Raw genomic sequence first — 232 nt, 5'->3', positions numbered from 1 at the left:
AGCTGGAGCCTCTCCTGGCCGACTATGACGCCCTGTGCGAGGAGCAACCGGCCGGAAAACTACCCGCCGAGGTCGAGGAGATTGGGTTCATGTTGGAGGAGTTGCGCGTCCAGTACTTCGCTCAAAAACTCGGTACTCGTGTCAGTGTGTCACCCAAGCGAATTCGTATGGCGATAGCCAAGCTGTCCTAACGTCGTGCACTGGCTATGTGCGCGAGATCCGAGCCTACGCT

At 58.2% G+C, this 232-nt stretch carries 1 protein-coding gene; it reads left to right on the top strand.

The features are described from left to right. The coding region (locus tag BST12_RS30270; RefSeq protein WP_139802150.1) for a DUF3418 domain-containing protein at positions 1-191 on the top strand (191 nt) is incomplete at its 5' end. Between the last annotated feature and the right edge of the window lie 41 nt (positions 192-232).

Origin of the sequence: Mycobacterium angelicum (assembly GCF_002086155.1) — a bacterium.
GTDB classification, from domain to species: Bacteria; Actinomycetota; Actinomycetes; order Mycobacteriales; family Mycobacteriaceae; genus Mycobacterium; species Mycobacterium angelicum.
Note: the sequence above shows the minus strand (reverse complement) of the source record. Positions and strands in the feature narration are given on the sequence as shown.